The organism is Rhizobium sp. BK212 (assembly GCF_014197475.1).
Taxonomy (GTDB): Bacteria; Pseudomonadota; Alphaproteobacteria; order Rhizobiales; family Rhizobiaceae; genus Rhizobium; species Rhizobium anhuiense.
In genome coordinates, this window is record NZ_JACIFS010000002.1 from 1,012,877 (window position 1) to 1,034,086 (window position 21,210).

Annotated in this window: 17 protein-coding genes and 1 tRNA gene; 8 read left to right on the top strand and 10 right to left on the bottom strand. The window is 57.9% G+C overall.

From position 1 onward, the window contains the following. Window positions 1-122 precede the first annotated feature (122 nt). Together FHT79_RS09890 and FHT79_RS09895 are read left to right on the top strand one after the other, a co-directional pair. Window positions 123-1,037: a glycosyltransferase gene (locus FHT79_RS09890; RefSeq protein WP_025570050.1), complete on the top strand. Its 915-nt coding sequence runs from the start codon at window positions 123-125 to the stop codon at window positions 1,035-1,037. A gap of 132 nt (window positions 1,038-1,169) precedes the next feature. After that, window positions 1,170-2,192 carry a glycosyltransferase family 2 protein gene (locus FHT79_RS09895; protein ID WP_025570051.1) on the top strand — a complete coding sequence of 341 codons (1,023 nt, stop codon included), beginning with the start codon at window positions 1,170-1,172 and terminating at the stop codon, window positions 2,190-2,192. 285 nt (window positions 2,193-2,477) lie between these two features. On the opposite strand, the gene FHT79_RS09900 is transcribed toward FHT79_RS09895, so the two are convergent. Further along, a complete protein-coding gene (locus tag FHT79_RS09900; RefSeq protein WP_025570053.1) occupies window positions 2,478-3,230 on the bottom strand; it encodes a Crp/Fnr family transcriptional regulator in 753 nt (250 codons plus the stop codon). Between the two features lie 451 nt (window positions 3,231-3,681). On the opposite strand from FHT79_RS09900, the gene FHT79_RS09905 reads away from it, so the two are divergent. Further along, the gene (locus FHT79_RS09905) at window positions 3,682-4,338 is read left to right on the top strand and encodes a sugar transferase (RefSeq protein ID WP_183903310.1); all 657 of its coding nucleotides are present in this window, start codon (window positions 3,682-3,684) and stop codon (window positions 4,336-4,338) included. A 71-nt stretch (window positions 4,339-4,409) separates the two neighbouring features. Here the strand turns inward: FHT79_RS09905 and FHT79_RS09910 are convergent, their stop codons facing one another. Both FHT79_RS09910 and FHT79_RS09915 read right to left on the bottom strand, forming a co-directional pair. Continuing rightward, entirely contained in the window at window positions 4,410-4,712 is a 303-nt protein-coding gene (locus tag FHT79_RS09910; RefSeq protein WP_025570056.1) for a hypothetical protein, read from the bottom strand. A 564-nt stretch (window positions 4,713-5,276) separates the two neighbouring features. Continuing rightward, a complete protein-coding gene (locus FHT79_RS09915) occupies window positions 5,277-6,386 on the bottom strand; it encodes an acyltransferase (protein ID WP_025570058.1) in 1,110 nt (369 codons plus the stop codon). A 256-nt stretch (window positions 6,387-6,642) separates the two neighbouring features. Between FHT79_RS09915 and FHT79_RS09920 the strand changes: the two genes are divergently transcribed. The 3 genes from FHT79_RS09920 to FHT79_RS09930 all read left to right on the top strand — a co-directional run bounded on the left by FHT79_RS09920 (window position 6,643) and on the right by FHT79_RS09930 (window position 13,176). Next, the gene (locus FHT79_RS09920; protein ID WP_025570060.1) at window positions 6,643-8,961 is read left to right on the top strand and encodes a membrane-bound PQQ-dependent dehydrogenase, glucose/quinate/shikimate family; all 2,319 of its coding nucleotides are present in this window, start codon (window positions 6,643-6,645) and stop codon (window positions 8,959-8,961) included. A gap of 93 nt (window positions 8,962-9,054) precedes the next feature. Further along, the gene (locus FHT79_RS09925) at window positions 9,055-10,839 is read left to right on the top strand and encodes a tetratricopeptide repeat protein (protein WP_028758788.1); all 1,785 of its coding nucleotides are present in this window, start codon (window positions 9,055-9,057) and stop codon (window positions 10,837-10,839) included. Window positions 10,840-11,004: 165 nt separating this feature from the next. Further along, window positions 11,005-13,176 (top strand): tetratricopeptide repeat protein, encoded by a 2,172-nt coding sequence (locus FHT79_RS09930; protein WP_183903311.1) that lies wholly within the window; start codon window positions 11,005-11,007, stop codon window positions 13,174-13,176. A 17-nt stretch (window positions 13,177-13,193) separates the two neighbouring features. On the opposite strand, the gene FHT79_RS09935 is transcribed toward FHT79_RS09930, so the two are convergent. From FHT79_RS09935 to FHT79_RS09955, 5 genes are all read right to left on the bottom strand, one after another. Continuing rightward, complete coding sequence (locus FHT79_RS09935) at window positions 13,194-13,700, bottom strand: YHS domain-containing (seleno)protein (RefSeq protein ID WP_025570468.1); 507 nt, start codon at window positions 13,698-13,700, stop codon at window positions 13,194-13,196. A 13-nt stretch (window positions 13,701-13,713) separates the two neighbouring features. Next, window positions 13,714-14,307 (bottom strand): ankyrin repeat domain-containing protein, encoded by a 594-nt coding sequence (locus FHT79_RS09940; protein WP_025570470.1) that lies wholly within the window; start codon window positions 14,305-14,307, stop codon window positions 13,714-13,716. 132 nt (window positions 14,308-14,439) lie between these two features. Then, complete coding sequence (locus FHT79_RS09945; protein ID WP_025570473.1) at window positions 14,440-15,219, bottom strand: FadR/GntR family transcriptional regulator; 780 nt, start codon at window positions 15,217-15,219, stop codon at window positions 14,440-14,442. A gap of 197 nt (window positions 15,220-15,416) precedes the next feature. Continuing rightward, entirely contained in the window at window positions 15,417-16,403 is a 987-nt protein-coding gene (locus tag FHT79_RS09950) for a substrate-binding domain-containing protein (RefSeq protein WP_025570474.1), read from the bottom strand. Window positions 16,404-16,451: 48 nt separating this feature from the next. Then, window positions 16,452-17,432, bottom strand: a complete 981-nt coding sequence (locus FHT79_RS09955; RefSeq protein ID WP_025570476.1) for an NAD(P)-dependent oxidoreductase — start codon at window positions 17,430-17,432, stop codon at window positions 16,452-16,454. Window positions 17,433-17,675: 243 nt separating this feature from the next. On the opposite strand from FHT79_RS09955, the gene FHT79_RS09960 reads away from it, so the two are divergent. Beyond that, a complete protein-coding gene (locus tag FHT79_RS09960) occupies window positions 17,676-18,416 on the top strand; it encodes an ATP-binding cassette domain-containing protein (RefSeq protein ID WP_025570478.1) in 741 nt (246 codons plus the stop codon). A gap of 40 nt (window positions 18,417-18,456) precedes the next feature. Continuing rightward, window positions 18,457-19,455: an ABC transporter permease gene (locus FHT79_RS09965; protein WP_025570480.1), complete on the top strand. Its 999-nt coding sequence runs from the start codon at window positions 18,457-18,459 to the stop codon at window positions 19,453-19,455. Window positions 19,456-19,642: 187 nt separating this feature from the next. Here the strand turns inward: FHT79_RS09965 and FHT79_RS09970 are convergent, their stop codons facing one another. After that, complete coding sequence (locus FHT79_RS09970; protein ID WP_025570482.1) at window positions 19,643-20,665, bottom strand: DUF808 domain-containing protein; 1,023 nt, start codon at window positions 20,663-20,665, stop codon at window positions 19,643-19,645. A 450-nt stretch (window positions 20,666-21,115) separates the two neighbouring features. After that, window positions 21,116-21,192: transfer RNA gene (locus tag FHT79_RS09975), tRNA-Met, on the bottom strand. Window positions 21,193-21,210 lie beyond the last annotated feature (18 nt).

A 21,210-nucleotide genomic window follows, 5' to 3' on the forward strand; every position in this document is an offset into this window, starting at 1 on the left:
GGCTATATATACCGAACAGGGCCTTCATATGACAGACCCGTCGGCTCAATTCTCAATCGTTCCCTCGACGGGCAACTCAATGCCGATTCATTCGTATTGCGCACAATCGGAAGGGTGATGACATGAACAATCAGTGCGTCGTCTACGTCACGGATGTCGAGTATTCATTTCCAACCATTCTCTCCGCACTTCAGGCTCGCAAATTTGCAAGCCCCGCGACAGATGTCTGCGTCCTCATGTCGGAACATCTCAATAATTTCGAGGAGCTGAAAGCCCTGCTGGCAACGAGCCGGGTCGACTTGATCGATGCGACCGACGCGCTGCGGGATTCGCTCGGCAGGCTCGACAGTTCGCATTTCCAGGGACGCATCAGCGTCAGCACCATGGCCAAGCTGGTCCTTTGCGAGATCCTGCCTACCAACTATACCCAGATCATCTATCTCGATGGAGATACCCAGATCGTCAGCGATCTCAGTCGGCTCGAAAATGCCACTGTGCCCGAGGGCAGGTTTTTCGCGGCGCGCGACTATACCGCGATCCATGACTTCCTCGACACTGGAAAGAGCAGCTACTATTTCAATGCAGGGGTGCTGAAATTCCACCGCAACGGTTGGATCGGGCAGGAGGCGCTTGAGCTTTTTGCTAAAAACCCCGAGGCCTGCGAGGGTAAACATGATCAAGGCGCATTGAATTATGTCTGCGGTTCATCGCTTATCCTCGTATCGAACCGCTGGAACTTCCCCAAACAGTTCCTTCATCTGGTAAACATGTCCTCCCTGTCGATCGTCCATTACATGGCGCATCCGAAGCCGTGGCATGGCACCTTCTTTCCATGGACCGACAAGGAAAGCCAAGTCTACGTCGACCTGCGCAAAGCACATCCGATTTACAACGCGCTGTATCGCGGAATAAGCTTCGACCGTAAGATGCTGTATAAATACCGGTCGATACGAGCGCGCATCGAACACGCAATCGAGAAAAACGGACCCCATCCGCGCGTCCAGAGCCTGCTGGTCGGCGGCGACTACGCCGTATGATGATGTGTTGTTGGTCAGACCTGAGGATTGTCCGCGTGACGGATGTCGGGATTGCCGGTCGAGCCGTGGATTGCAGGCGGATGCGCAAGTATTCATCCATTCACCCAGAATGGATAGTGTTCAGGACAGAATATGAGTTATAGGGCTTCCGCCGCCAGTATCTCGCATTACCTAAAAGCTCGCCTGCGCCGGACGCTCAAGGCTCGGCAGGTTCGTTACGACCTGCTGCGCGACGGGCTCAAGCAGGCGCGTCATGTCGTCATCTGCGTCATCCGCGACGAGGGACACCGGCTGGCATTCTTCCTGCAGTATTATCGCGATCTCGGCTTCGAGCACTTCATCTGCATCGACAACGGCTCGTCCGACGGTACGGCCGAGTTGCTGTCCAGCTTCGACGATGTGTCCCTTCTTTCGGCTCATGGCTCCTACAAGGCGGCGAGATTCGGAAACGACTGGATCAACGAAGTAATCAACCGCCACTGCCGGGAGAAATGGGTCCTCTATGTCGATGCGGACGAGTTTCTGGTCTATCCGCATTGCGACACACGACCGATCGATCAATTGACCACCTATATCGAATCCATGGGCGGCCACTCGCTCCGCTCGGTCATGATCGACATGTACAGCCCGCATCCCGTTCTCGAAAACATATGCGAACCCGGTCGCAATCCGCTCGAGGTCTGCAATCTCTTCGACCGATCCGGCTATGTCGCACATTTCGACAAACGCAACGGGACGATATGGATCAAGGGCGGCGTCCGCGGGCGCGTCTATTTCCACGACCGGCTCTGGGACGGCCCCGCGCTCAATAAGATACCACTCGTCTATATCAAGGGTGAACGTCTGTTTCTGAAATCATCGCACCAGGTCTGGCCGCTCTCCCTAAATCTGGGCGACATGCGCGGAGCGCTCGGCGTGTCCGGCGCTCTTCTGCATTTCAAGTTCCTGTCGACCTTCGTGCACAAGGTTGCCGATGCGGCGCACCTGTCCCAACATACGGAAGAATATACCGTATACTCTTCGAGCAAGGACATGGATGACTTCGTCTGTGAGGATACGGGCACCTACAGAAGCTGGAAGGACCTGTCCGATCACGGGCTGATCCAGGGTGAAGGCTGGCAATACTGGAGACATGCTTGCGAGAGCGAAGTCTAGAGCAATTCCAGCAAAAGTGCGTAGCGGTTTTGCGTCCGGAATTGCGTGAAAACAAAGAGATAGAGCATTTCCGTGATTCGGAGAAAAACGGAAATGCTCTAAAGCAGGCCGCGCAAAATCCGCAGTGGTTTGCGACGATGTGCATGAAGGCAAACCGCCAGGCCGATCTTTCGGCCCTGCTTGCTCCGATTTATCAACGCCCACCGCATCAAACACAGAACCCGCCGGTGGCGGGTTCTGTCGAGGCTTTCTGCTGCTCCGTTTTTTGTTTATCGCGGCGGTGCCTCAAGCGAGAGACACTGCCCCCTCGGCATAAGCCTCAAGCGCCTTCCGATTGAGAATGCGGATTTTGCCCTGTGTCCCGTCAACCACCTTGCTCTCGCGCAAACGGCGCAGACATTGGTTGACCTTCTCACGCGACGCCGGCAGCGTCGCGGCCAGGTCGTGTTGGGAGATAATGAGCTCATTGCCGCTATTCTGCGTATCGACGTTGTACAAGGCAGAAAGACGCAGCAGCGTCCGGGCCAGTCTCTGCCTTAAACTCGACCCGGCGTTGGAAATAATCCGCAGTTCGAGTTCTGAAACACGCGCCAGTGCCTTCGACAGGATCTTCACCTGAAATTGCGGATCATTCGCACACCAGTCCCGCAGCAAGCGGCCGTCGAAGTAATGCAGTTCGCAGTCCGCCGTGGCCCGATATTCCAGGCTGAGAGACTGTTTGCGCAACACCTCCAATTCGCCGATCAAGCCGCCTTTCGGAATGATTTCCACGATGAACTCGCGTCCATCGGCAAGCGGGGTGCTTGCACTCACCATTCCGCGCTGCACGCGGGCAAACATGTCGATGACGACACCGGCGCCGGCAATAACCTCACCGCGACGAAATTTTCGAACACTCGAGCGGCAAAACGGAAACTCGTGATCCAAATCCGGCCGGCCGCCGTAAACAATACCTACAGGACCGCAAGTAACCGTTTCGCTTATTCGCGCCGCGCCTCCTTCAATCCTGCTGTCTTTGATGCTAATCGCACCGTCCATACGCGCAACTCCAAGCAGACTAATTGATTTATTGTCGTCAACGACATTCGTAATGCGTTAAGTTATAAAGTCAAATAATAATAATATAAAATTTACGTTCTGAAATTATACATAATTCTGACGAATCCTCACATTTATATATCATAAAATCCATATTTAATTCTGTCAAAAGCACACTTTTGAAGCTGTTGGATAATTTTTATACAATTCGAAACAATTGCGCGCCGTTAGAATAGGCCAACAATATAATAATAATATTTTTACCTGGAATAAATATTTACAACATCACAGATGTATATTTTTCCAAAAAAATACTTCTTTAACTATTCACAAGAAATTCTTCACATGATAAAGAATTTATCCACGGTTATGACTTCGGTCACAGACACCAAACTTGCACTCAAACAAGCTTTTGACTGTGATTTCTGGGATTCGCCTAACGGAGACGCGGATGGCGGGGAAAAATCATGGGCGCAACCCAACCGAACCTTGGCGGGATTTCGCCAGGGCGCGGCAGGAAAGGCGTCCATTCAATTCGTCACAATCCCATACGATCAGCAGACTTCTGAAACGCGCATTGGACATCATCATTGCGACAGGTCTCTTATTCCTTTTGTCACCGTTTCTTCTGTCCGTAGCAGCCATCATAACGCTAAGTGATTGGGGACCCATTTTCAATTCCCATCCGCGGATCGGTTATAAGGGAAAAGAGTTTGGCCGCCTCGAGTTTCGCACGACACGCGCCGACGCAACGGCCAAGGCACATGTCACTGTCGTCGGCGCTATCGTCAGACGATCGAGCCTCGACAAGCTCCCGCAATTGATCAACGTGTTGCTGGGTCAAATGAGCCTCGTCGGGCCCCACGCCATTACCAAGGAAGAGCTGCCGCGTTACGGCGAACATGCCTCTGCCTATATGGCCGTCCGTCCCGGCTTGATCGGCCACTGGCAGATCAACGGACGCAACGACGCCAGCCATCAGAACAGAGTTTCCCTCGACGTCGAGTATTTGTCCAAATGGACGCTCGCGCTGGATTTCGTGATCATCGCAAAAACACTCTCGGCCCTGCTTTCCCGGCACGCCTTACTGCCCAGGGTGGACTCCTAAGCAATTCCAGCAAAAGTGCTCAGCGGGTTTGCGTCCATAGCACAGCCGAGCTTCCTGCCGCCTCGGTCATGTCACCATCCATGAGGACGCTTGCCGGTCGCATGGGAGCGGTCGGCGATGGAGGTCTTTTTCCGGCGCTTCTGAATGTGCCCCCCCAACGAGAAAGCGAAGAGACCCGCAAGATAGCATATCTCCATCAATACAAGCACTTGGAGGCCGGAAGCGATTGCCTCCGTCAAGGAGGAACCTTTTAGCAGGATCACGACGCTCAAAGCCGCGACCACCAGAAATGCAAAGAATGCGAAGGCCCAGGCGCGAATGGTCGCTCCGGCGGCGAAGGAGACGGCAATCACGATGAGCGTGCTCTTCAGCATTATTCTGCTCCTCTCTTCACCTTCTTCAAGCCACCGTCAGCCCCTCAATGACATGACAAAACCCAAAGTCGAAACGAAGTTCGATCAAAGTATTTTATCTATTACCGTTAAAATATTGCTAATAGCCGCCCAACAGATCGATTGAACAACGCTGGAGAATATTCAACTATTCATCCAGAAGGGCCGATCACTCCCAAAAAAACCAAGAAACCATCGGATACGATAGCTGGAAAAGTTGGGCAGCTGGATGATTAATACAGTCATAGATCTAACCACGACGTTACCTCGTCCAACCGAAAAGATCAGTCTGAACATAGGCTTACGCATGAGCGGATATGCGCGCCAAATCCGGGCCGCGCTTATCGGTGTAGGTACGTCGACATGGCAGTGATCGTGCAGCAAGCCTGCTGCAAACCAGGCCCTTGCAAACGGCCCGGATTTTCGTCTGTGGCGCTCAGCCAGCATCAAAGAAACAAGGCTCGCGGTGATGGCGAGCCCTATTGAGTTGTTTTCTGGATTGAGCCTGTTCCGGAATTGCCCGCCTCCAAGCCGGCATCCAGAACTCTATTTCGAGACCGCCCCGGCCAATTGTCGTTTCGTGCCGCGCTGGAGCCTGAGATTTTCAAGCCAGGTGACTTGTTTCCTCAATTTCAACGCCGGCTTTTCGATGAATCTCCACGAGAAAGCGGCAAAGCAGGTGGCAATGATGCTGCAGACGATGCCGTTCAGCCACCAGTTATGCGCCCAGGGCCCGAGCGCGACGAAGGCCTGCTGGATCGGGTAGCCGTAGAGGAAGACGCCATAGGAATAGTCGGCCCCGCGCAGAACACCAAGCTTTCGGGGCGAGGTCAGACCGAGGAAAACCGTGACATATCCGATTGCCGGGATGGCAATGAAGTCTCCGAAAGAGGTGAACCAGTAGGCCCACAGGATGACTGCTACGGAGGCGAGGAAAATCCGGATATCCCAGCGAACCCTGTCCTTGTAGAGATAGAAGGTCACCCCCACCAGAAATGCACAAATAAGCAGATTGCCCGATGCGGTCGTGGGCATGGTGGCCCAGTCGCTTTCATGCTTCCAATATCTTGCGATACCAAAGGCTATGATCAAGGCCGGCGTTGCGATCAGGGCGATCACGCGCCGCCTGACCACGCCGAGCAGAAACAGGGCGGCGATCGCAGCATAACACTCAAGCTCGAAGGGCACCGTCCAGAGTTGCCCGTTCACCATCGCAGCATCAGGATTGTCCAGGAATACGCCGGGAAGATTGAAGTGAATGTGCCCGGTGACATTCAGCAGATAAGTAAAGAACTGAGGATCGGTGAAATAGTCACGCAGGTCATACTCCGTATAGATCGCTCCGAGTATAAAGGCAGCCAGCAACACCTCTACCGCAAGAGCAGGGTAGATCCGGATAAACCGATTCCCAAGAAAGGAGATCAATGTCTTCGATCGTTCAAGACTGCCAGCCACCAGGAACCCGCTCAGGACAAAGAACATGGGCAGCACTGACTTGATGACGGGACGGAAGGGTGACTCCCAAAGAAAGAGGTCATCGCCGTACGTGACGCGGGCCGTATGTATCCAAAGCACTGAAAAGGCTAACAGTAATCGCATATAATCGAATCCTGTCGGTCGCCCGTTCGCTAGATCAAGCTTTTCGCCGAGAAACATCTGTGCCCCTTTCAGAAGTATTGACTCGATTTGGAATGGCAAGCCGTTGCCGCAGGAGCGGCGGCGGCATCATTGCCGGATCGGGGCGGCGTGTCAGTGACCACAGCTACATCAAGTAAAAATTGAACGAGAGAGCACCGCTCTCCCGAAGATACGTATCCGACCGCCAATCCAATGGCCCCGCGCTTCCCGGGGCGCCATGCGACGGTCGGAGTGGGGATCCAGGCGATCGGGCAGCAGATTGGATGAGGAGACTATGAAATTTCTAGCCACCCTGTTCTGTATTGTTCTCGCCCTGATCGGATTGGGGCTGATAGGAGGCGGCGCCTTGCTGCTCAGCCTCGGCGGCTCGCCCTATTATGCGATCGTAGGGCTTGCCTATCTGGTTGCCGCGTTTCTGCTCTGGCGCCGCAAGACGTCCGGCGGCCTCATCGTCCTGCTTGTTGCCATCTTCAGTCTTCCCTGGGCGCTATGGGAATCGGGTCTCAATTTTTGGGCACTTTTTGCGCGCTTGATGTCTCCGATCGCGCTGGCGGGTTTTGCGCTTCTCTTTGCGCCATCGCTCTCGCCGACCGCCAACCGGAAGCTCTACCATGGCGGCGCCCTGGTCACGGCGATCCTGTTCGTTGCCGGTTTTAGCCTTGCTTTCACGCCGCATGGCGTCATCCGCCCTTCCGCCGACATCACCGCCTACAAGGCGACCAAGGGCGACAATTCTCCCTCCGATTGGACCTCCTATGGCCGCACCACGGCGGGAGATCGTTACTCGCCCTTCGATCAGATCAACCGCGGCAATGTCTCCAAGCTCGATCTTGCCTGGACATATCGCACCGGAAAAAGCGACGGCGCCGATCAGAACACGCCTCTGCAGATCGGCGACACGGTCTACACCTGCACGCCGACGGATGTGATCGCAGCGCTCGATGCCGATACCGGCAAACCGCGCTGGACCTTCGATCCCAAGGCGACCGCGCCTTACTGGCAGCGCTGCCGTGGTCTCGGTTACTATAAGATGCCGCAGGACGCGCAATCCGCCGACGGTCTTTGCAACGAGCGCCTGGTGCAGACAACGATTGATGCCCGTCTACTGGAGATCGACAGCAAGACCGGCGCCCCCTGCAGGGGCTTCGGAGACAATGGCACGGTGCAGCTCTCCCAGGGGATGGGCGAAGTCAAGACAGGCTATTACTTCCAGACATCGGCCCCGCTGATTGCCCGCAATCTGATCGTCGTCGGGGGCTGGGTCACCGACAATCAGGAGGTCGGCGAACCCTCGGGCGTCATCCGCGCATTCAACGTTGTCACCGGCGAGCTCGAATGGGCATGGGATCTCGGCAATCCTGAGATCACCAAACTCCCACCGGAGGGCCAGACCTATACGCGGGCCACACCCAATATGTGGACGACGGCCGCATTCGACGACAAGCTCGGTCTCATCTATGCGCCGCTCGGCAATACCACCCCGGATTATTACGGCGTCAATCGTCCGGCCTTCGCCGACCAATACAACGCGACATTGGTGGCGCTCGATGTGACGACCGGGCGGGAGAAATGGAAGTTTCAGACTGTGCATCACGACATCTGGGACTATGACCTGCCGGCCCAACCGGTCCTGATCGACTTGCCTGACGGCAACGGCGCCACCGTGCCCGCTCTCCTGCAGACCACCAAACGTGGGCAGCTTTTCCTGCTCAACCGTCAGACCGGCCTGCCCCTTGCCGAAGTCCAGGAGAAGCCGGTGCCGCAGCAAGGCGGCGCGCCGGAAGAGAAACTGTCTCCGACGCAGCCCTATTCTGTCGGCATGCCGACCATTGGCGCGGAACGCGTGAGCGAGCAGACGGCCTGGGGCCTGACGATGTTCGATCAGCTGGCATGCCGCATCGCCTTCCGAAAGATGCGCTACGATGGCGATTTCACCCCGATCGGTACCCAATATGCGATCCAGCAGCCGGGAAATCTGGGTGGCCTCAATTGGGGAAGCGTATCGGTCGATCTGCCCAACAACCGCGTCTTCATGAACGATATCCGCGTGCCGAGCCTCTTCGCGCTCATCCCGCGCGCGGAGTATGTCGATTTTGCCCTCACCACGACCGCGCACGGCCCCTCCGCCCCGCAGCGCGGTACGCCCTATGGCATGGCCACCGAAATGTGGACCTCGAGGCTCCGCGTTCCCTGCACGCAGCCGCCCTTCGGCACCGTCACGGCGGTGGATCTGAGTACCCGCAAGATCGCCTGGCAGGTTCCGGCGGGGACCGCCGAGGAACTCGGGCCGTTCAAGATCAAAACCCGTTTGCGTATGCCGATGGGCTTGCCGAGCTATGCCGGCACTTCGGTGACCGCCGGCGGTGTCGTTTTCTTCGCCGGCTTCCAGGACTATTATATCCGCGCCTATGATGCCGAGAACGGTACCGAGCTTTGGAAATATCCCCTGCCGGTCGGCTCGAGCGCGACGCCCATGACCTATGTTTCGCCGAAAACAGGCAAGCAATATGTCCTGATATCGGTCGGCGGTGCACCATATTCGAAGGACGCCGGCGACTACGTCCTTGCCTTCTCTCTGAAAAACGGAGACTAGCCGGGCCGCCTCTCAGCGAAAGCAATCGGGATTTGGCGACGTTGCCGGTCACACTGTGTTATTTTGGTCCGACGAGGAACTGAGGCTACGAGCGTGACGCGAAAACTGGCGGCGATCCTGGTCGCGGATGTGGTCGGCTACAGCCGTCTCGCCGGTGCGGACGAGGATCGCATTCTGGCGCGGCTGAGAACTCTGCGCAGCGATCTGGTCGATCCAACCATCGCCGTGCACAATGGCCGTGTGGTCAAGCGTACCGGGGATGGAAGCCTGATTGAGTTTCGCAGCGTCGTGGACGCCGTGCGCTGCGCGATCGAAGTGCAGACCGCCATGGTCGAGCGCAATATCGGCGTGTCGCCCGAGCATCGCATCGAGTTCCGGGTCGGGATCCACCTGGGGGATGTGGTCGAGGAAAGCGATGGCGACTTGATGGGCGACGGCGTCAATATCGCCGCGCGGCTGGAGGGAATTGCCAAGCCCGGCGCCATCTGTCTTTCCGAGGATGCCTACCGCCAGGTGAAAGCGCGGCTTGATCTTGCCGTGACCGATCTCGGTCAGATCCAGCTGAAGAATATCGCTGAGCCGATGCAGGTCTATTCTCTCCAAGTCGGACCGCTGTCGAACACGGCGCGACAAGTCCAGCCGGCAATGAAAATGCCTCCGGCTACGGCCGTTTCCGATAAGCCCTCCATCGCCGTATTGGCGTTCAACAACATGAGCGGCGACGCCGAGCAGGAATATTTCTCCGACGGCATCAGCGAGGACATCATTACCGACCTTTCGAAGCTGTCAGAATTGCACGTGATCGCCCGCAACTCTTCCTTCGTCTACAAGAACGTCACAGCCTCCGTGCCTGAGATGGCCAGGGCGCTCGGCGTCCGCTATGTCCTGGAAGGCAGCGTGCGCAAGGCTGGCAACCGCGTGCGTGTCACTGCCCAATTGATCGACGCCAGCAATGGCGGGCATATCTGGGCCAGCCGTTTCGACCGCGAGCTTACGGATATTTTTGCGGTTCAGGATGAGCTCACCCAGGAGATCGTGGCGGCGCTGAAGCTGAACCTCACGCATGGCGACCAGGATCGGTTAGTCCAAGGACGCGCAGTCAATATCGGCGCATATGAGCTCCTATTGCGCGGCCGCGAGCAGGCGTCGGCCCACACCCGAACCGGAAATATAGCCGCCCGCAGCCTGGCGGCCGACGCCCTCGCTATCGATCCGGATTACGCGGCCGCCCAGGCACTGATTTCCTTCACGCATGTGCTCGACTACATCAACGCCTGGAGCAACGATCCGGAGGCTTCGCTGCGGATCGGCCTGGATCTCGCGCAGCAGGCAGCGAAGATGGCCGAGGAACAGCCGAATGGCCACTTCGCGCTGGGCATGGCTTGCATGTGGAACCGGGAACTGGACCGGGCGCGCGCAGAAGTGTTGCAGGGCCTCACGCTTTCCCCCAACTCCGCCGACCTCCTGATGCTGATGGCCCATATCCAAATATTTTCCGGCGATCCCGCAGGCGCTCTCGAAACACTGAATGAATCGATGCGGCTCGACCCGCACCATCCGGAAGTTCTTTTCCAATTTCTCGCCGATGCGCACTTTTCTCTCGGCGAATATGAGCAGGCGATTGCCGCGATCGAGCAGCGGCTCCAGCAAAACGCCCAATCTGAAACGGCCTATGCCCTGCTCGCGTCATGTTACGGCCACCTCGGCCGGCCGGAAGAGAGCAGACAGGCCTGGGAAAAAGCGCTCCAGATCAATCCCAATTTCTCCGTCGAGCGCCGCCGCCGCGTCCTTCCATTCCGAAACCCCGAGGACTTTAGCCGCCGTGTTGAAGGCCTCCGCAAGGCGGGCCTGGTGGTCCCGGATACTGGCCAAAGCTGACAGGAACTGCGGCTCGGACCGATGTCCCGGCAACTCATTTCACGCAGATGGTTTCGCGAGGCATGTCGCCGGCAAGCTTGATGCACTTTGGGCGACTGTCATGGCAACGGCTCGGCACCTGCTGTAAGATATCGGTCGGGGATCTGACACCCAGGAAGAGCTGGTATGGAGCGCCGTCTTGCAGCAGTCCTGATTGCAGATGTGGTCGGTTACAGCCGTCTGAGCGAAATCGACGAAGAGGGAACGCGTATCCGCTTCCACTCCGACCTCCACGAACTCTTCGAACCGAAGATCGCCACGCATCACGGCCGCCTGATCAAGACCATGGGCGACGGAATCCTGGTTGAGTTCCAAAGCGTGGTGGATGCCTTGCGCTGCGCCGTCAAGATCCAGCAACAAAAGGCGGAACGCAATGCAGCCCTGCGGCCCGAGCAGCGGATGCTTTTCCGCATCGGCGTCAATCTCGGCGATGTCATCGTCGAAGGAGAGGACATTCACGGAGACGGCGTCAACATAGCCGCACGGCTGGAGAGTCTTGCTCAGCCCGGCGGAATTTGCATATCCGGCACCGCATTCGATCACACCGTACACAAGGCTGATGTCGGCTTCTCCGCTCTCGGAGAGCAGCAACTGAAGAACATAGCCGATCCGGTTCGCGTCTATCGTGTCCTGTTAGATCCCGCTGAGGCAGGCAAGGTCGTCGCCTCCCCTCGGCCGCGCCGCCGTGCGATTATCCTGGCGACGCTTGCAGCGCTGCTGATCGCGACCGCTGCGATTGTCGTCGTATGGCAATGGCCGTTCGTGCAGCAACGTCCATCCGTCGCGGTGCTTCCTTTCGCAAATCTGAGCAAAGATCCCGGCCAGGATTATTTCACCGATGGCATGACCGACAGCCTGATTGCCGATCTGGCCATGCTTTCGGACCTTGACGTCATCGGTCATAATTCGGTGTTTGCCTACAAAGGCAAGCCCTTGGTCTTGGCCGACATCGAACGCGATCTCGGCGTGCGCTTTGTCGTCGAGGGCAGCGTGCAGCGGATAGGCGACCAAATCCGTGTCAATGCGCAACTGATCGATACCGCAAGCGGCGATCACCTGTGGGCCAACCGGTTTAACCGCGGCGCGGCGGATGTGATGGCTGTGCAAAACGAGCTCAGTCGGCAGATCGCCGGCGCGCTTGGCCTGAAGCTCACTCGATCCGAGGCGGAGCGGATTACCCGTCCGCCGACCGCCAATCTGGAAGCATACGACTACTACCTTCGTGCCGAGCAGGCGACGCGGACCGGCCGCCGTTCCCGGCTGCTGGAGGCACTGGCCCTCTTTGACAAAGCAGAAGCGCTCGACCCCGGTTTTGCAGAGGCCTTCGCGGCCGATGCGCGCGCGACAGCTTATGTCTGGCGAAGCGCCTACGACGATGTTCTCCAGAGCGCGCTGGCCCGAAAAAGGGTCTACGAGAAAGCAAGTCGCGCGCTGGCTCTCGACTCGGTTCTTTCATCGCCCTACGCCGTTCTTGCCGTCATGCAGGTCGTGGACCGCCGCTATGAGCAGGCTGTCACCTCGGCGCAGCAGGCAGTGTCGCTCGGGTCTACCGATGCCGAGGCGCATATGGCGTTGGCATATGTTCAATTGTTCTCCGGCAATCATGCCGAAGCCGGCGCGGCCGTCGAGACGGCGCTCAGGCACGATCCGAACCTCTCCGCCATCAACCGATACACGGCCGGCCTGGTCTTTTATTTGCAGCGCGACTACGCAAAGGCCATCGACAATTTCCAACGCGCGCGAGACGGTTCTCCGGGAAATGGCGATTTCGTTACCCCGCTCGCGATGGCCTATGCCCGTGCCGGTCGCCTCGATGACGCCCGTGCGACAGTCACCGAAGGACTTCGCTTTGTGGCAGGGCGCGATTCCCTGGCGGGCTGGCGTATCAGCAACGCCCACTTCCGCAACGAGCAGGATTTGGCCTTTATCCTCGATGCTCTGCGCGAGGCCGGTCTGCCGGAATGGCCGTTCGCTTTCAAGGGCGACGAGCAGGACCGGCTGCACGACGACGAAATCACAAGCGCCGTCATGGGCAAACTCCTGCGGGGCAAGACCGAGCCCTCAGGAAGCCCTGCACTCATGCAAATCGAACGCGATGGAAAGGCTGCATTCCGCTCGGCGACGCAGATGATCACCGAGACGGTTTTCGTCCATGGCGACATGCTCTGCGAGCAGAGCGAAAATGCATTCGGACGAGCCGATTGCGGCCCGGTCTACAGATCTGCAAACTCGCCTGCTGAAACCAGCTATGCTTACGTGAACTCCACCAAGGTCTTCTATTTTTCGCCCGTCAAATAGCCGCACTCCACCCGCGGTCAGTGATACTGATCCCGTTCGAGATCGGCTGCGACCTTCGGCCAGTTGCTGTCGGCTTTCGGGACTGCTTCAGCCACATGCGCGGCAAACCCCTCCGCTGATCCTTTGTCGTAGATCAGGTAAAGCTTGCCGTCGATGATCTTGAACGCCTCTGGATCGACATTTACCGTGACCGACCCGAGAGCCACCTCGCCCGCGCAGTAACCGCCATACTGAGGCGCATATTTGATCGGCTCGCTGATGAACATTTCGCGGTGTTTGGCATTGGCGAAAAGCCAAGGCGTCCCCAGCCATTCGTGGGAGAATTCCTCGGAGCCTTTCACGGCTTTGCCTTCGGTGAAATAGGCGACAGGATCGTATCCCATGATTGCCACGCCGCCGAAGTACCCCGTGTTGACCGAGTCGTCGGCAAAAGCCTGCGATCCACCGGCGGCTGCCAAAGCCAGAAGGAACACCGCCACAGAGCGACTAATTCCTCGCGCACCGCTTCTGGTCCCTGCACACATCTGCGCCTCCTATTCAATCGTGGATTTCAATGCACTTGGCGTAACCTTCCTCGCCGAGGCGGCTGGCCGGTGGGCACGACGCGCCGTGCCGTTTGAACAATCGCACGATGTCCACGTTGCCCTTCCAGACCGCACGCGTGATCGGCGTGTAGCCGTGAACCTCTGCATGACCGACGTCAGCCCCCTCGGCGAGAAGGAACGCGGCGAGAGCGACGTGGTTTTCCTCACCGGCGACCATCAGCGGCGTTACACCGGCCTTATTGGCCGCATCGTCGAGCGTCGCCCCGTGGTGAAGCAGCAGCTTGCTGATCGGCAAGCTGCCGGAAAAGGCCGCGGCATGAAGCGGCGTAAAGCCGCCCGAATTCCGAGCCATGACGTCAGCACCTTTGCCGATGAGCAATTCGGCGATGGCGAGCTGGTCTCCGAGCGCGGCGTTGATCAGAGGCGTCGCCTGATCGCGTGCCCGGCTGTTGACATCCGCACCCGCAGCCAAAACCTGTTCGACGGCGGCGGTGTTTCCGGTTGCGACGGCATCGAACAAGGGGCTCCCCGCAGCGGCCATTGTCGCTGTGAAAATCAACCCCACCGATGCAAGCAACCCGCGCATGGTTCAGCCCCCGAGGTAGCCTGAGAAAATAGCACAAGCCGCAGGTTTTGGGTAGGCACCAAGCACCGCAGGAGCTTGAACGGCTCTGCATCAGGTTGCCGGTAAGGCGTCAGCCGGGCAGGATGCACACCTCTATCGCGACCACCGTGCTATGATCTGGTCGGTATTTGCCAGCGCCTTGCGAACGGCGTTGCGCGCCATGTTCGGTCGCTGCAATCGGATGTTTTTTTCAATATTTTCATGAAGCTTCAGTGCATAGCGCAAATTGTCTTCCTCTCGCGTGACGTGGGCGAAGAGGTGGTTCAACGCCGATTCGATCAGTACGCCGAGCGGCACCAGCAGATCATTTCCGGAGGCGCGTAGGATCGCGATATGAAATCGCGCATCGGATTCCGTTCGCTGCTGAAGCGATGTCGCCTGATCCATGTCATGCAGGGCCTGACTGATCGCATTCATTTGCTCCTCGGTTCGCCGCTCCGCAGCCAGTGCCGTCGCTTCCGGCTCGATCATATGCCTGAGTTCCTGCACAGCCCTTAGAAAGGCTTCACGATCGGGAGACGCGGCATACCAGCCCAAGACATCTCGATCCAGCAGGTTCCAACGCTCCTTGGGTTCGACCCAGCTGCCGATTTTCGGGCGGGAAGAAAGCAGGCCCTTGGCCATCAACATCTTGATCGCTTCGCGCACTGCCGATCGGCTGACTTCAAAGACTTCAGACCATTTCGCCTCATTTGGCAGGATCGTGCCCGGCGGATAGTCGCCGCGTACGATTCGCAGCCCAATCTCTCCCGCCAAAGACACATGAACGCTCGCCCCCGTCATGCGGGGAGCATTTGGGCGCCTTGTGGCCGAACGGTCAACCGTCACCACTTCGACCGGAGCCGCCGGCTTTCCCGATTTCTTGTCAGGCATTTATTTCTACTGCCTCAGCATCTTTCGATTGTCTGTATGTACTGTCAAAACAATCGTAATAACGAGGAAGTCGCCTGCGATTGACGCCGCCAAAAAGCGCGGAATCCGGGGCGCGTCAAGCCCTGCGGGCCTTTCGACCCGTCTCTCGTGGGGGCAGTCGGCGGCACCCTTGAACCGAGTGCCGCCAAACCGCGAACCTACTTTTGAATGCAGGTATCGACTGTATCCTTGGTGCACTCATCGAGCCCGGTGAAAACCGGATCTTCGACCGGCTTGCCGGCAATCAGATCCATCATCACCGAAGGCGCCTTGTAGCCCATCTCGAACGGCCGCTGGCCGACGAGTGCCGTCACCAGGCCTTCCCTCGCGATAGCAACCTCGTCGCCGATCGTGTCGGCCGCACCAATGACGAAATCGTTGCTGGCGATCTTCTCGGCCATCGGCTTGAACAGGTCGCGATAGGGCTGCGGCGCGCCAAACAATGGCCAGCCACCCATAATGCCGAAGGCGTCCAGGTCGGGATTGGCCGCGAGGATATCGGTCATTGCCTGAACACCCTTGGCACCGTCGTCATTGGTGAACACCGGGCAACCGGCGACCTCCGTCCACCCGCCCTCGCCCTTCAGCTCGGTCAAGCCTTTCTGGCCAGTGAGCGTGTCGCGCATACCTTGCGCGCGGCGCAGAATATTGTCTGCTCCCGGATTGCCTTCGATCGTGCAGATCTTGCCGCCCTTCGGCTTGGCCTTCTTGATGTATTCGCCGATGCGTGCGCCCATCAAATAGTTGTCCGTGCCGAGATAGGTCTTGCGCAACGCTGCATCCTCGGCGGCAAGATCGGCATCGAGCGTCATCACTGGAACCGTTGGATTGGCGGTCTTCAGGGTCTGGGCGATGAGCTTTGCATTGGACGGCGAAATTGCGATTGCAGCCGTGTCTGCCTTGCCCAACATATCCTGAACGATCTGCGCTTCGCCGGCCTCATCGGATGTCGATGCCGGACCGGTGTAGAAGCACTCGTATTCGGCAGTCGGATTCTCCTTGTTCCATTTCTGGCAACCCTGATTGATTGCTTCGAAGAACGGATTGTCGAGGCCCTTGACGACGATGACGAGTTGCTTCTTCGCCAGGGCCTGCCCGGCGGTCAGTGCTAGAACTGCGGCTGTCAGTAGTAATGCCTTCCTCATAGTTTCCTCCCTTGAAACAGACGGACACGGCATGCCCGCCATACGAAATCAACCCGGATACCAGACGATGCGAGGCTCCTCCTTCGAACGCTCGTATTGCCATGCCGAGTCGATAAGCATTTCGAGATCGTAGTCTGGCCGCCAGTCCAGCAGATATTTTGCCTTGCTGTTGTCCATCCAATTGGAATGGAAGCGGCTTGGTATCTCGACAGAACCGAGATTGCGCGTGCGCTGGAGGTAGGCGGCGACGTCCGCATAGTCGACAGGTCGATCCATGCAGATATTGAACAGTTGCCGCTCCGCCCGCGGGTTGTCGATTGCTGCCAATATGGCCGATACGAGGTCATCGACATGCACGAAATTGCGTTTCAGCGGTCGTCCGTCAGCATCAAGGAGCAGTGGCACCGTCCCCAGAGTTGCGTAGCGCCGCGCCGCGTCTTCCGGAACCAGCGTCTTCCAGTCCGGACCACCAAAGACATCGTCGCCAAAAGACAGCGAATATTTGAAATCGTCCTTTTCCATGATCCAGGGCGCCCGCAGACAACAGCCATTGAGGCCGTACTGAATGCCGAACTGCTCCAGCATCACCTCTTCCAGAACCTTGGAAAGCGCATAGCTTCCCGGATAAGCACGATGGGGAGTATTCTCGGTGATCGGGCCGTTGTGGCGATAGTGGAAATGTCCCACGCCCGCATCACCCCCGATCAGGATGAACTGGCGTGCAGTGACGCTCGGGCGGAACTCTTCGAGCAGCCAAAACAGACCTTTGACCGTGACATCCATGATGTCTTCAGGCGTTTCCTTGCAGGTGGCGAGATGCACGACATGGGTAACGTCGTCGAGCGCCGCTGCCACGATGTCGCGATCGGCGATCGAGCCGCGGATGACTTCGACACGGTCGGTCTCATCGCACAGCCGATTATGGCAAAGCGCGCGAATACGGGCCTTGGAAAATCTCGGATCGTCAAGCAGCCCAGCAATGAAGCGCCGCCCGACCTTGCCCGTCGCACCGGTCACAAGGATCAGCATGCTCTCTCTCCCACGGATAGCTAATATTCACGCGCCGCTCTCGTCAAACGATATTTGTCTGACAAAACAGATTTTTGCGATAATAAGGCCAATACACCGGACAATAGTTGACGCTGCGGCAAGGTTTTGCGTAAATGTTCCGGATCGCTTTTCTGGGAGGACATTGGAAAAGCGAAGTCGCTGGAGCCTCGCGCCGAAGACACGCGACGGATAGCCTGCAAGTCTTGGGAGGCCAGAAGGCTGGTGGCGGTTCTTGAGCTCACCAATATTTCCAAACATTTCGGCGCCATCCAGGCTGTCAACGATATTTCGTTTTCGCTTGAAGCGGGGCAGGTTGTCGGCCTGATGGGCGACAACGGCGCCGGCAAGTCGACATTGGTGAAGATGATCGCCGGCAACTTTCGCCCGAGCCACGGAACCATGCGCCTCGACGGCGCCGATCTGGTGCTTCATCGGCCGAAGGAAGCACGCCAGCATGGCATCGAGATCGTTCACCAGGATCTGGCGCTCTGCAACAATCTGACGGCGGCAGCAAACGTATTCCTCGGACGAGAATTGCGCCGCGGCGTGGGGCCTTTTCGCATCCTCGACTACAAGAGCATGTACAAACGCTCCGGCGAGATATTTCGCGAACTCAAATCCGAGACGCGGGCGCGCGATCTCGTCAAACAAATGTCGGGTGGCCAGCGACAGGCGGTGGCGATCGCCCGAACGATGTTGTCGGAAGCCAAAATCGTGTTGATGGACGAGCCGACGGCAGCCATTTCCGTGCGCCAGGTGGCTGAGGTTTTGAACCTGATCCGCCAATTGCGTGACCGGGGCATTGTCGTTGTCCTGATCAGCCACCGCATGCCCGACGTCTTTTCGGTCGCCGACCGCGTGATCGTGATGCGGCGGGGCAGAAAAGTGGCCGACAAGCAGATTGCCGCAAGTTCGCCGGAGGAAGTGACGGGATTGATCACCGGCGCCATCGAACAGGTGTGATCGATGCTATCCGCTGCAATAGGAAAAAAGAAGGTCGACGATGGCGATTACACTTGACCAGACGATCGGACAGAAGCAACGGAGTTGGCTGGCATCGGTCTTCAGCGGCCAGACCTTCTGGGTGCTCATTGCAGTCATTCTCGCCTGCATTTTTCTGTCGATGGCGACGGACTCCTTTGCGACCGCGAAGAACATCTACAACATCACCCGCAACGTCACTTTCGTTGCAATTATCGCGCTTGGTATGACGCTGGTCATCATCACCGGCGGCATCGATTTGTCCGTCGGCTCCGTGCTTTGCCTGTGCAGCATGGTGCTGGCGGTCGTCATGCACGCGGGATACAGCATTGAAGTCGGCATCGCCGCCTCGATCGGTACAGCTCTTTTGGTCGGAGCTTTCAACGGCGTATTGATTGCCTATCTCGGTTTCCCACCTTTCGTTGTCACACTCGGCATGTTGTCTATTGCACGCAGCCTTGCAATGGTCGCATCCAACAACACCGTCGTTTTCCAGTTCGGGCCTGATCACGACAAGCTGCTGGCGCTGGGTGGCGGTGCTTGGCTTTTCGGCATCGCCAATCCGGTGCTTTACATGGTCGTGCTGGCCCTCATCACCGGTTTCGTTCTGCGCTGGACCAAGTTCGGCCGCTATGTCTTTGCCATCGGCGGCAATGAGCACGCTGCGACACTGACGGGCGTTCCGGTGCCGAGGATCAAGGTTATCGTCTATATGATTTCCGCCCTGTCGGCAGGCGTTGCCGGCATCATTCAAACCGGCTGGCTCGGCGCCGTCACCACAAACATCGGCGCCGGAATGGAACTTCAAGTCATCGCGGCCGCGGTTATCGGCGGCGCCAATCTCGCCGGCGGTGTCGGCACCGCCTTCGGAGCCTTGGTCGGCGCCGCCCTCATCGAGATCATCCGCAACAGTCTCGGCTTGCTCGGCATCAACGCCTTCTGGCAGGGAAGCTTCATCGGCGGAGCAATCGTGCTCGCCGTCCTTTTCGACCGGCTTCGCAACTTACGACAGGGCGAGTAGGCAAATTCGGTCCCTGCCCCGCTGGATATGACGCCTTAGAGCGCTTCAGCTTTTCACGGAAACGCAGAACCGCCCTAACTTTTTGTTTTTACGCAATTCCCAGCAAAAGCGCCTCGCGCTTTGTCTGGAATTGCTCGAGTGATGCCGTGCATTGTCGATCATCGCTGCCTGTCGATGGCCGCCGCGTTCATTTTTTCCCATCCGCCAGTGCCTCTTTCCGCCGGCGGCGCGGCAGGAGCGATTTGAGGTACCGCCACAGTGGCGAGATGGCGTAGCCAGCGACCGGAATTGTGATCAAGCCCGCGACAATACCGACGATGCCAGCTCCTGTAGCCTCGACGACCCAGCGCAGCACCGACGCCAGAACGGGAATGGCATGCGCGGTCGCCTCCCCGGCATCATGGATGAGATGCGCAAGGCCGCCGACACCATAGGTTTCGAGGCCGTGAACGATGATGCCGCCGCCGACCCAGATCATGGCGGCCGTTCCGATAATGCCTAGCACTTTCAGAAAATAGGGCATGCCGGTGACAAGCCCTTTTCCGATCGCGCGCAAGAAGGAACCCATCGGAGACGGCGTCTGTACACGCGCCAGCATCAGCCCCAGATCATCGGCCTTCACGATCAACGCCACGCCACCATAGACCATGACCGTTATACCCAGTCCGACGACCGCAAGGATGAAGGCTTGCGTGACTATGCTGCCTGACGGCAACGCACCGAGCGTAATCGCCATGATTTCGGCCGACAGGATGAAATCCGTCTTGATCGCACCCGCAACCTTCTCGTCTTCGAGCGATTGTGCATCGAGGCTCGTCGCCTCGAGTGCCGATTCATGGGTGTGCGCTGCATGCGGTAGCACGAGTGCGTAAACCTTTTCCACGCCCTCATAGCAGAGAAAAAGCCCGCCGATCATGAGCAGCGGTGTGATCGCCTGCGGTGCGACAAGGCTCAGGATAAGCGCCGCGGGAAGCAGGATCAGAAGCTTGTTCTTCAGCGAGCCGAGGGCGATCTTGCCGATGATCGGCAATTCGCGTGCTGCGGAAAATCCGGTGACGTAACGGGGTGTCACAGCCGCATCATCGATGACGACACCTGCCGCTTTTGTGCCGGCCTTGGCTGCCTGGCCGGCAATATCGTCAAGCGAGGCCGCAGCCACCTTGGCCAGTGCAGCGATATCATCAAAAAGGGCAATCAGGCCGACACTCATTCGAGCCTCCGTTGAGAAGACAGACTTAACACAGCGAAAAATGGAAAACCCGTCATCCAACGACTCGAACCGAGACGTGGCATCCTCCACGCTGGGAAGATGCCACGCACAAATCGTGACGGCAACGGCCGTTATTCAGCCCGCATCGGGCTCGGCCACTCTGATCCCGCGGAGGACGTGCCTGCCGGTCCCGGTGTCTGTTCCGGCAGTTCGACAACGCACCGGCTCGACGAAGGAGGACTTGCAGAAACGCCAAAAGCCCGCACGAGGCGGGCTTTTTGTATCAGTGTGTATGGCGGTCTATGTGGGATTTGGTTGCGGGTTCAGGATTTGCAGTTTTCTGTCCCGCTTCGTCGGCTACGCCTTCTTGCGGGCCCCTGATGAGGCGTTAAATCCTCGACCCGTTACGAGATACAAAAAAGCCCGCAGGTTAGCGGGCTTTTTTATATCTGGTTGCGGGGGCAGGATTTGAACCTGCGGCCTTCAGGTTATGAGCCTGACGAGCTACCGGGCTGCTCCACCCCGCGAGATATAATTTAACACAA

Excerpts from the sequence above, each read along its gene's own strand:
- FHT79_RS09890 (WP_025570050.1), top strand. The coding sequence starts at position 123 with ATGAACAATCAGTGCGTCGTCTACGTCACGGATGTCGAGTATTCATTT.
- FHT79_RS09895 (WP_025570051.1), top strand. The coding sequence starts at position 1,170 with ATGAGTTATAGGGCTTCCGCCGCCAGTATCTCGCATTACCTAAAAGCT.
- FHT79_RS09900 (WP_025570053.1), bottom strand. The coding sequence starts at position 3,230 with ATGGACGGTGCGATTAGCATCAAAGACAGCAGGATTGAAGGAGGCGCG.
- FHT79_RS09905 (WP_183903310.1), top strand. The coding sequence starts at position 3,682 with ATGGCGGGGAAAAATCATGGGCGCAACCCAACCGAACCTTGGCGGGAT.
- FHT79_RS09910 (WP_025570056.1), bottom strand. The coding sequence starts at position 4,712 with ATGCTGAAGAGCACGCTCATCGTGATTGCCGTCTCCTTCGCCGCCGGA.
- FHT79_RS09915 (WP_025570058.1), bottom strand. The coding sequence starts at position 6,386 with ATGTTTCTCGGCGAAAAGCTTGATCTAGCGAACGGGCGACCGACAGGA.
- FHT79_RS09920 (WP_025570060.1), top strand. The coding sequence starts at position 6,643 with ATGAAATTTCTAGCCACCCTGTTCTGTATTGTTCTCGCCCTGATCGGA.
- FHT79_RS09930 (WP_183903311.1), top strand. The coding sequence starts at position 11,005 with ATGGAGCGCCGTCTTGCAGCAGTCCTGATTGCAGATGTGGTCGGTTAC.
- FHT79_RS09935 (WP_025570468.1), bottom strand. The coding sequence starts at position 13,700 with ATGTGTGCAGGGACCAGAAGCGGTGCGCGAGGAATTAGTCGCTCTGTG.
- FHT79_RS09940 (WP_025570470.1), bottom strand. The coding sequence starts at position 14,307 with ATGCGCGGGTTGCTTGCATCGGTGGGGTTGATTTTCACAGCGACAATG.
- FHT79_RS09945 (WP_025570473.1), bottom strand. The coding sequence starts at position 15,219 with ATGCCTGACAAGAAATCGGGAAAGCCGGCGGCTCCGGTCGAAGTGGTG.
- FHT79_RS09950 (WP_025570474.1), bottom strand. The coding sequence starts at position 16,403 with ATGAGGAAGGCATTACTACTGACAGCCGCAGTTCTAGCACTGACCGCC.
- FHT79_RS09955 (WP_025570476.1), bottom strand. The coding sequence starts at position 17,432 with ATGCTGATCCTTGTGACCGGTGCGACGGGCAAGGTCGGGCGGCGCTTC.
- FHT79_RS09965 (WP_025570480.1), top strand. The coding sequence starts at position 18,457 with ATGGCGATTACACTTGACCAGACGATCGGACAGAAGCAACGGAGTTGG.
- FHT79_RS09970 (WP_025570482.1), bottom strand. The coding sequence starts at position 20,665 with ATGAGTGTCGGCCTGATTGCCCTTTTTGATGATATCGCTGCACTGGCC.